Here is a 7,395-nt window from a genome sequence, read left to right as displayed (position 1 = left end):
GGCGGGGGCCGGGGCAGGGGCCGCGGTCGAGGTCCCGCCGACCCCGATGGCCTCCCAGCCGGCGGCGACCGGTGCGGTCAAGGATGCGCCGAAGGAGCCCGCGAAGCCCGCCCCGAAGGCGCAGGCCGAGACGCACGCGGCCCCGAAGAAACCCGAAGCCGCCAAGAAGGCGGATGGCAAGAAGGCGGATGGCAAGAGTTCGGAGGGCAAGAGTTCGGAGAGCAAGTCTGCCGCCTCCAGGCCCGCGTCGTCCCAGAAGTCCGCGAAGCCTTCGCCCCCCAAGGAGGCCACGGACGACCCGCCCCTCGACCTGACGCGCCTGCGTGCCCAGGCCGTGATCGAGTATCTGCTCCAGGCCGGCGTTCGGCCGGACCAGGTCGGCGCCGGGCCGGACGCGCCGGCCGGACCCGTCATCCTGGCGCTGCTGCCGTGAGGGAAGGACCGCGCGCCCGCGCCGGTTTGCGCCTATGATCGCCGCCGCATGACGTTCGTGACCGACCCATATCCCAACCCGCCCAGTCCTTCTGAGATGCCGCGCAGCGGCTTCGAAGGAGGGCGCCGGGGATCGCCGCGGCATCCGGGGGCCTCCTGCGACGCGACCGCGGTGAGGCGGCTCGTGGGAGGCTGTGAGGCGTTCGCTTCATCGCTCGGGACAGACGATGACGTGGCGGCGTTGATCGGAAGGGCCATCCCGCCGCGCGAACCGAGTTGGGATGACTCCCGCAGGTTCGGGGCCGTGGTCGACGACGGACCGCGACAGGCCTGCACTCCGGTGCGGAAGAGGGGACCGGCGCGGTATCCCGAGGCGCGATCGCGTTCGGCGCCCGGGAGACCGACGGGCGATCGCTCGAAGGCCTCACGGCCTCTCAGGATGCGGGAGCGGGGCGGGCAGCCCTACCGCAGCGCCGCCGGGAGGGCCGGACGGCCGTGACGCTGCTGATCGCCGGCTTCTGGCCCGGACTCGCCGGGGCGTCCGCGCTCGGCCTGCTGGTCGGGGCGCTCGCGGGCTGGCCGGCCCGGCCGGGGGTGCCGCTCGCCCTGTGCGGGCTGGCCGTGCTGCTGGCGGGAATCGCGCTCGCCGGGATCGTGCCGGGGCTGCTCGGCCTGTGGCTGGAGGGCGCCGCCCTGATGCTGCCGCCCTACCTCGCCGGCTGCGCGCTCGGCGCCCTGGGCCGCCGCCTGGCCGCGCGGCCCTGACGCCGCGGCGTCGAACGGCACGGGAACCGGTCCACCCCCCGCCGACGTTGCGTCAGCATGCATGGCCCATGGGGCCTACACCCAGAAGAGGCGATCCGATGCCGAACCTGACGCGCTCCGCCCGACGCTACGCCCTCCGCCTGCCGCGCCCCCGGGCCGGCGCCGCCGCCACCGGCCTGTTCCTGGCCGCCCTGGCGCTCTCGGCCGCCACGGTCCCGCTGGTCGAGCCGACGAACGCCAGCACGGCCCAGGCCTCGCTGGCCCGCTGAGGATCCACGGGGGCGGCGTTCCAAAGAAGGTTCGCCCCGCCGACGACGCGCGCGCTCCCTCCCCCCTCTGCGGGGGAGGGAATGAACGCGCAACATCCACTCCGGCCTGCAACCCCCACCCCTCCGACGCCGTTGTCAGCCCGGGCGGAGCCCGCCCCGGAGGGACGCTTATGGGTTTGCTCGAATCGGCGATCGGCGGCGTGCTCGGTCAGGTGTTCGGCGGCCAGAAGCAGGGGGCCGGGGGAATGTCGCCCCTGGTGAAGGCCCTGCTGATGCTGCTGCTCGCCAAGGGCGCCAGCGGCGGCTTCGGCGACATCTTCGGGCGCGGCCATCAGGGTGAGCCGGGGCCCGAGGCCGACCGGTCCGGCGGCGCCGGCCCCTACGGGCGCGATCCGGGCCAGCACCCCGCCGATGCCGGCGGACGCGGCGACCCGGGCGACATCGGCGGCTGGGACCAGTCCGGCCAGCGCCGGGAGGCCGGCCCCGCCGATCCCTCCCTACCGCCCGGCGATTTTTCCGACCTGTCCGGCATGCTCGACGGCCCGGGCGAGTCCGGCCCGACCCGGACCGGCGCCGACCCGGCCCCGCGCGGCGGGTTCGGACAGGATGACGGACAGGGTGATCTCGGCGGCCTCGACGGCTTGGTCGACCGCTTCCGCCAGGGCGGTTTGGGCGACGTGATCGAATCCTGGATCGGCCACGGCGGTAACCGCCCGGTGGCCCCGGCCCAACTCGCCCAGGCACTCGGCCCCGACACCCTCGACACCCTCCAGAGCCAGACCGGGATGGACCGCGAGACGCTGCTCTCGCAGCTCGCCCAGGCGCTGCCGGAGGTGGTGCACGCGCTCACCCCGCAGGGGCGGGTGCCGGGAGCGGAGGAGCGGCGGGGGTGGTGAGAGTTGCAGTCACCCGCGTGAAAGCCGGAATGACTTGGTGGGTCGTAAGCGCCCCGAAGCTTCGATCTTCTGAAGCATAAGAGCTCAAGCGATCACCGCCTGCCACAAGCGGATTTTCCGATCTCTCCCTCATCCTGCGGTGCTGCGCAGCAGCCTAGAAAGAGCCCGCCAGGGATCACCGTGACCTCTGGAGATCTCCTTCGAGGTCTACTCTGTGGCACCGCAGGATGAGGGGGAGGTTGGAACGATCATCAAACATATTCGGCGCGTCGCCGACGTCCTCCTCCAGCGGAGACCGAATCGCCCGTCAGGACTTCCAAGGGTAAGCGGTGAGGAACCGCCACTGCGTAGCGCTGGTGATTTCCCAAACGCTGCGGAGCGACATGACACGTCCATCCGGTGCTTCCAGAGGGCCTTCGAACACGCGGCGCGGCAAGCCGAGGGGAAGCACCACGGCGCGCCCCGGCCAATGATCGACCGCATGTTTCACCAGATCACCGGCGAGCCGTTCGGGCTCCTCCGCGGCATAGCCGAAGGCCAGCAGATACTTGGCTTTGGAGGCGCCATCGGTATGCAGAGGGTTGAGCAGGTAGCTGACGATCTTGGGCCATTCGACGGTCCAGACGATCGCTTCGACGTAGGCGGTCACACCGGGGCGCGCTCGACGAGCCTGATGTCCCCGGGCCGGACCGTCGCCAGCGCGCCGACGGGTGTCGGAAACTCGACCACGTAGGCCTCACCGTCGCGATAAACGCCGACGATGGTTCCCTCCGTGCCCGGTGCCAGCACATCGCCATCGTCGCTGGTCGCAGCCGTCATCAATGCAACCCGGTCGAGATCCCGCAGACCCGACCGCGATGCGTCCTGCCGAAACTGGTAGGCGAATTCCAGTGTCATGGCGGCATGATAGGCGCGTGCCGGGATTGCGCAAGCACCGTTTCCGAAGACCAAGCTGAAGACTATCGGTCTCCCGAGAGCCGGTGTCCCTAGTCTTTCCCACCCGCAGCCTCATCCTGAGGCGCCGAAGCGAAGCAGAGGCCTCAAAGGAGGCCTCCAGCCAGCAACGCAATCCCTGGAGGCCTCCTTCAAGGCTGCTGCGCAGCACCTCAGAATGAGGTTGAGGTTCGGGATCGCACAGTCAGAAACGCAGCTGAGACCCGCGACCCTGCTTTTAATCACGCAAGACTAAGTAGCTTCGGCCGTCAGGCGACCCGCCGCATCACCAGCGACGCATTCGTCCCGCCAAACCCAAAAGAGTTCGACAGCACCACGTCCACCTGCTTGCGCTTCGCCTCGAAGGGCACGAGGTCGATCTTGGTCTGGACGGAGGGGTTGTCGAGGTTGAGCGTCGGGGGGATCACGCCGTCGCGCAGGACGAGGATCGAAAAGATCGCCTCGACCGAGCCGGCGGCGCCGAGCAGGTGGCCGACCGAACTCTTGGTCGAGGACATCGTCGCGTTGGCGGCAGCATCCCCCAAAAGTCGCTCCACGGCCTTCAGCTCCAGTTCGTCGCCCATCGGCGTCGAGGTGCCGTGGGCGTTGATGTAGCCGATCTCGGCGGGCGAGATGCCGGCGCGCTTCACGGCCGCGGTCATGCAGCGGAAGGCGCCGTCGCCGTCCGGGGACGGGGAGGTGATGTGGTAGGCGTCGCCCGAGAGGCCGTAGCCGACCACCTCGGCGTAGATCTTGGCGCCGCGGGCCTTGGCGTGCTCGTATTCCTCGAGCACGACGATGCCGGCGCCCTCGCCCATGAGGAAGCCGTCGCGGTCCCGGTCGTAGGGGCGGGAGGCCTTTTCCGGGGTGTCGTTGAAGCCGGTGGTCAGCGCCCGGCAGGCCGAGAAGCCGGCGATCGACAGGCGGTTGACCGGCGATTCGGCCCCGCCCGCCACCATCACGTCGGCGTCGCCGAGCGCCACCAGGCGGCTCGCGTCGCCGATGGCGTGGGCGCCGGTCGAGCAGGCCGTGACCACCGCGTTGTTCGGGCCCTTGAGCCCGTAGGCGATCGAGACCTGGCCGGAGGCGAGGTTGATGATCCGGCCCGGGATGAAGAACGGCGAGATCCGGCGCGGGCCCTTCTCGTGGAGGGTGATCGCGGCGTCGTAGATGCCGCCGATGCCGCCGATGCCGGAGCCGATCAGCACGCCGGTGGCGCACTGGTCCTCGTGGCTCTTGGGCAGCCAGTTGGCGTCCTTCAGGGCCTCGTCGGCCGCCGCCATCGCGTAGACGATGAACGGATCGACCTTGCGCTGCTCCTTGGGCTCCATCACCGCGTCGGGGTTGAAGGTGCCGTCGGTGCCGTCGCCGAACGGGACCTGCGCGGCGACCCGGCAGGGCAGGTCGGCGGATTCGAAGCCGCGGATCGGGCCGGCGCCGCTGTCGCCCGCGATCAGACGGCTCCAGGTGTGCTGCACCCCGCTGCCGAGCGGCGTGACCATCCCCAGACCCGTGACCACCACCCGCCGCATGCTACCTGTCCCGTCTCAAGAACCGTCTTGGGAAGCGCTCCCCCGCCGCCATCGACGCCGGCCCGGTGCCGGAGCGCACCTCGAACAACCGATCGCGGCCGGATCGGTGCCACCGAACCGCGAAACGCAGAACGGCGCGGGGGCTGCTTCGCCTCACCCGCGCCGCGTGAAACCGAATCCGGCGCTTTAAGCGGCCGAGTTCTTTTCCAGGAACTTCACCGCGTCGCCGACCGTCTGGATGGTCTCAGCGGCGTCGTCCGGGATCTCGACGTTGAATTCTTCCTCGAAGGCCATGACCAGCTCGACGGTGTCGAGGCTGTCGGCACCGAGGTCGTCGATGAAGTTGGCGCTCTCGACCACCTTCTCGGGCTCGACGCCCAGATGCTCGACGACGATCTTCTTCACGCGCTCAGCGATATCGCTCATCGGTCTTCCGTCCTCGTCCTTTTGGTCTGTCAGTCTTCTCGGGGTGCCGTGGCCGCGCCGCGCCCCTTCGGGCTTGTTGGCGAGCCGGTGTCGATCGCGCGTGTTTCGAGGTGAACTGGGAGGGCCCCGCCGGGGGGCCTTGGACTGAAAACCCGCTGAACCGTCAACCCCCTGTACGGCTGCGGGGCGTGGTAGCACAGGGTTCCCGCCCTGGCGAGAGCCGTTCAGAATCCCTTCATCGGTGTGGCCTGCGCGTGTCTAGGGCATCGCTTCGGACCTAGAACATCGCCATCCCGCCGTTCACGTGCAGGGTGTGGCCAGTGACGTACGCTGCCTCCGCGGACGACAGGTAGATGCAGGCGGCGGCAACCTCCGCGCCCTCGCCGAGGCGCCCGGCCGGCACCCGCGCCAGGATGCCCTCGCGCTGCTTCTCGTTGAGCGCGTCGGTCATCGGCGAGCTGATGAAGCCCGGCGCGATGCAGTTGACCGTGATCCCGCGCGAGGCGACCTCGGCGGCGAGCGCCTTGGTCATGCCCACGAGGCCGGCCTTGGCGGCGGCGTAGTTGCCCTGGCCGGGATTGCCGGTCGCGCCCACCACCGAGCCGATGTTGACGATCCGCCCGGAGCGGCGGCGCATCATGCCCTTCACCGCCGCGCGCGAGAGCCGGAAGGCCGCGGTGAGGTTGACGGCGAGCACCTGCTCCCACTCGTCGTCCTTCATCCGCATGAACAGGTTGTCCCGGGTGATGCCGGCATTGTTGACCAGGATGTCGAGGGGCCCGATCGCCGCCTCGGCCGCCGGCACCAGGCCCTCCACCGAGTCCTTGTCGGAGAGGTCGGCCGCCACCGGGCTCGCCCGCTCGCCGAGTTCCGCGGCCAGGGCCTCCAGCGCCGCGGGCCTCGTGCCGGACAGCGCCACGGTGGCGCCCTGGGCGTGCAGCGCCCGGGCGATCGCCTGGCCGAGGCCGCCGGTGGCGCCGGTCACGAGGGCTTTCCGGCCGGTGAGATCGAACATGCGGGACTCCCTTTGTCCTAGAGCGAGAACGCCGCCACGTCCGCGGGCGTGCCGATGGCCGCGGCGCGGGCCTGGGGCGCGATGCGCTTGACCAGCCCGGTGAGCACCTTGCCGGCACCGAGCTCGTAGAACTGGTCGGCCCCCGCGCCCGCCATGGCGGCGACGCTCTCGCGCCAGCGCACCGTACCGGTGACCTGCTCGACCAGGGCCGCCCGGATCGCGTCGGGCTCCGCGACCGGGGCCGCGGTGACGTTGGCGTAGAGCGGCACCCGGGGGGCGTGCAGGGTCACGGCGGACAGCGCCCGCGCCATCGCGTCGGCGGCGGGCGCCATCAGGCGGCAATGGAACGGGGCGGAGACGTTGAGCATCACGGCGCGCTTGACCCCGCGCTCCGTGGCGATGCCGACGGCGCGCTCCACGGCCGCCCGGTCGCCCGACAGCACCACCTGGCCGCCGCCGTTGTCGTTGGCGACGTCGCAGGCCGCACCGTCCGATTCGAGCGAGGCCGCCTCGGCGATGCCGCGGGCCGCCTCGACATCGGTGCCGATCAGGGCCGCCATCGCGCCGACGCCCGGCGCCACCGCCGCCTGCATGGCCTCGCCGCGCAGGCGCAGCAGCCGGGCCGCATCCGCGATCGACAGGCTGCCGGCGGCCGCGAGCGCCGCGTACTCGCCGAGCGAATGCCCGGCCACGCAGGCGACGTCCCGGGCGAGGTCGAGGCCGCGCTCGGCCTCCAGCACGCGCAGGACCGCGAGGCTCGCCGCCATCAGGGCCGGCTGGGCGTTGGTGGTGAGGGTGAGTTCCTCGACGGGCCCCTCGAACATCAGCCGGGAGAGCGGCTGGGACAGGGCGTCGTCGACTTCGTCGAGCACGGCCCGCGCCTGCGAAAACTCCTCGGCCAGCGCCTTCGCCATGCCGACCGCCTGGCTGCCCTGGCCGGGAAAGATGAGTGCGCGCATGGCTTGTCTTGATCGCTCTCGCCGGGCGGCGCGCGAACGCCGCCCGTGTCGGCCGAAACTCTCGAATGGGGCGCGCACTCGCACCCGGGGCAGCGGGTGTCAACAATGCGTCGCACAATCCGCCACCCGCCCGGACCCTGCCCGCCGCGAAGCACCGCAGCTGCCCCC

Annotated in this window: 9 protein-coding genes and 1 pseudogene; 4 read left to right on the top strand and 6 right to left on the bottom strand. The window is 71.2% G+C overall.

Annotation, left to right across the window (positions count from 1 at the left end):
• From FV242_RS31580 to FV242_RS31570, 4 genes and pseudogenes are all read left to right on the top strand, one after another.
• Window positions 1-433 (top strand): annotated as a pseudogene (locus tag FV242_RS31580) (hypothetical protein); the annotation flags it as partial.
• Window positions 434-927: 494 nt separating this feature from the next.
• Window positions 928-1,197: a hypothetical protein gene (locus FV242_RS31575; protein ID WP_147910680.1), complete on the top strand. Its 270-nt coding sequence runs from the start codon at window positions 928-930 to the stop codon at window positions 1,195-1,197.
• A gap of 98 nt (window positions 1,198-1,295) precedes the next feature.
• The gene (locus FV242_RS35025; protein WP_187193645.1) at window positions 1,296-1,466 is read left to right on the top strand and encodes a hypothetical protein; all 171 of its coding nucleotides are present in this window, start codon (window positions 1,296-1,298) and stop codon (window positions 1,464-1,466) included.
• A gap of 170 nt (window positions 1,467-1,636) precedes the next feature.
• A complete protein-coding gene (locus tag FV242_RS31570; RefSeq protein ID WP_147941686.1) occupies window positions 1,637-2,362 on the top strand; it encodes a YidB family protein in 726 nt (241 codons plus the stop codon).
• 307 nt (window positions 2,363-2,669) lie between these two features.
• On the opposite strand, the gene FV242_RS31565 is transcribed toward FV242_RS31570, so the two are convergent.
• The 6 genes from FV242_RS31565 to fabD form a co-directional block, all read right to left on the bottom strand.
• Window positions 2,670-3,011 carry a DUF6883 domain-containing protein gene (locus FV242_RS31565; protein WP_147941685.1) on the bottom strand — a complete coding sequence of 114 codons (342 nt, stop codon included), beginning with the start codon at window positions 3,009-3,011 and terminating at the stop codon, window positions 2,670-2,672.
• Entirely contained in the window at window positions 3,008-3,259 is a 252-nt protein-coding gene (locus FV242_RS31560) for a DUF4926 domain-containing protein (RefSeq protein ID WP_147941684.1), read from the bottom strand. Before FV242_RS31560 ends, FV242_RS31565 begins: the two co-directional genes overlap by 4 nt.
• A 305-nt stretch (window positions 3,260-3,564) precedes the next feature.
• Window positions 3,565-4,827 (bottom strand): beta-ketoacyl-ACP synthase II, encoded by a 1,263-nt coding sequence (gene fabF / locus FV242_RS31550; protein WP_147941683.1) that lies wholly within the window; start codon window positions 4,825-4,827, stop codon window positions 3,565-3,567.
• A 186-nt stretch (window positions 4,828-5,013) separates the two neighbouring features.
• Complete coding sequence (locus FV242_RS31545) at window positions 5,014-5,253, bottom strand: acyl carrier protein (RefSeq protein ID WP_007559070.1); 240 nt, start codon at window positions 5,251-5,253, stop codon at window positions 5,014-5,016.
• A 277-nt stretch (window positions 5,254-5,530) separates the two neighbouring features.
• Entirely contained in the window at window positions 5,531-6,268 is a 738-nt protein-coding gene (gene fabG, locus FV242_RS31540) for a 3-oxoacyl-[acyl-carrier-protein] reductase (protein ID WP_147941682.1), read from the bottom strand.
• Between the two features lie 17 nt (window positions 6,269-6,285).
• Window positions 6,286-7,227, bottom strand: a complete 942-nt coding sequence (gene fabD / locus FV242_RS31535; protein ID WP_147941681.1) for an ACP S-malonyltransferase — start codon at window positions 7,225-7,227, stop codon at window positions 6,286-6,288.
• Window positions 7,228-7,395 lie beyond the last annotated feature (168 nt).

Source organism: Methylobacterium sp. WL64, from assembly GCF_008039945.1.
GTDB lineage: Bacteria > Pseudomonadota > Alphaproteobacteria > Rhizobiales > Beijerinckiaceae > Methylobacterium.
Note: the sequence above shows the minus strand (reverse complement) of the source record. Positions and strands in the feature narration are given on the sequence as shown.

Bases quoted from the DNA above. Each gene is read 5' to 3' on its own strand.
- fabD (WP_147941681.1), bottom strand. From the start codon at position 7,227: ATGCGCGCACTCATCTTTCCCGGCCAGGGCAGCCAGGCGGTCGGCATG.
- FV242_RS31560 (WP_147941684.1), bottom strand. From the start codon at position 3,259: ATGACACTGGAATTCGCCTACCAGTTTCGGCAGGACGCATCGCGGTCG.
- FV242_RS31545 (WP_007559070.1), bottom strand. From the start codon at position 5,253: ATGAGCGATATCGCTGAGCGCGTGAAGAAGATCGTCGTCGAGCATCTG.
- FV242_RS35025 (WP_187193645.1), top strand. From the start codon at position 1,296: ATGCCGAACCTGACGCGCTCCGCCCGACGCTACGCCCTCCGCCTGCCG.
- fabG (WP_147941682.1), bottom strand. From the start codon at position 6,268: ATGTTCGATCTCACCGGCCGGAAAGCCCTCGTGACCGGCGCCACCGGC.
- FV242_RS31570 (WP_147941686.1), top strand. From the start codon at position 1,637: ATGGGTTTGCTCGAATCGGCGATCGGCGGCGTGCTCGGTCAGGTGTTC.
- fabF (WP_147941683.1), bottom strand. From the start codon at position 4,827: ATGCGGCGGGTGGTGGTCACGGGTCTGGGGATGGTCACGCCGCTCGGC.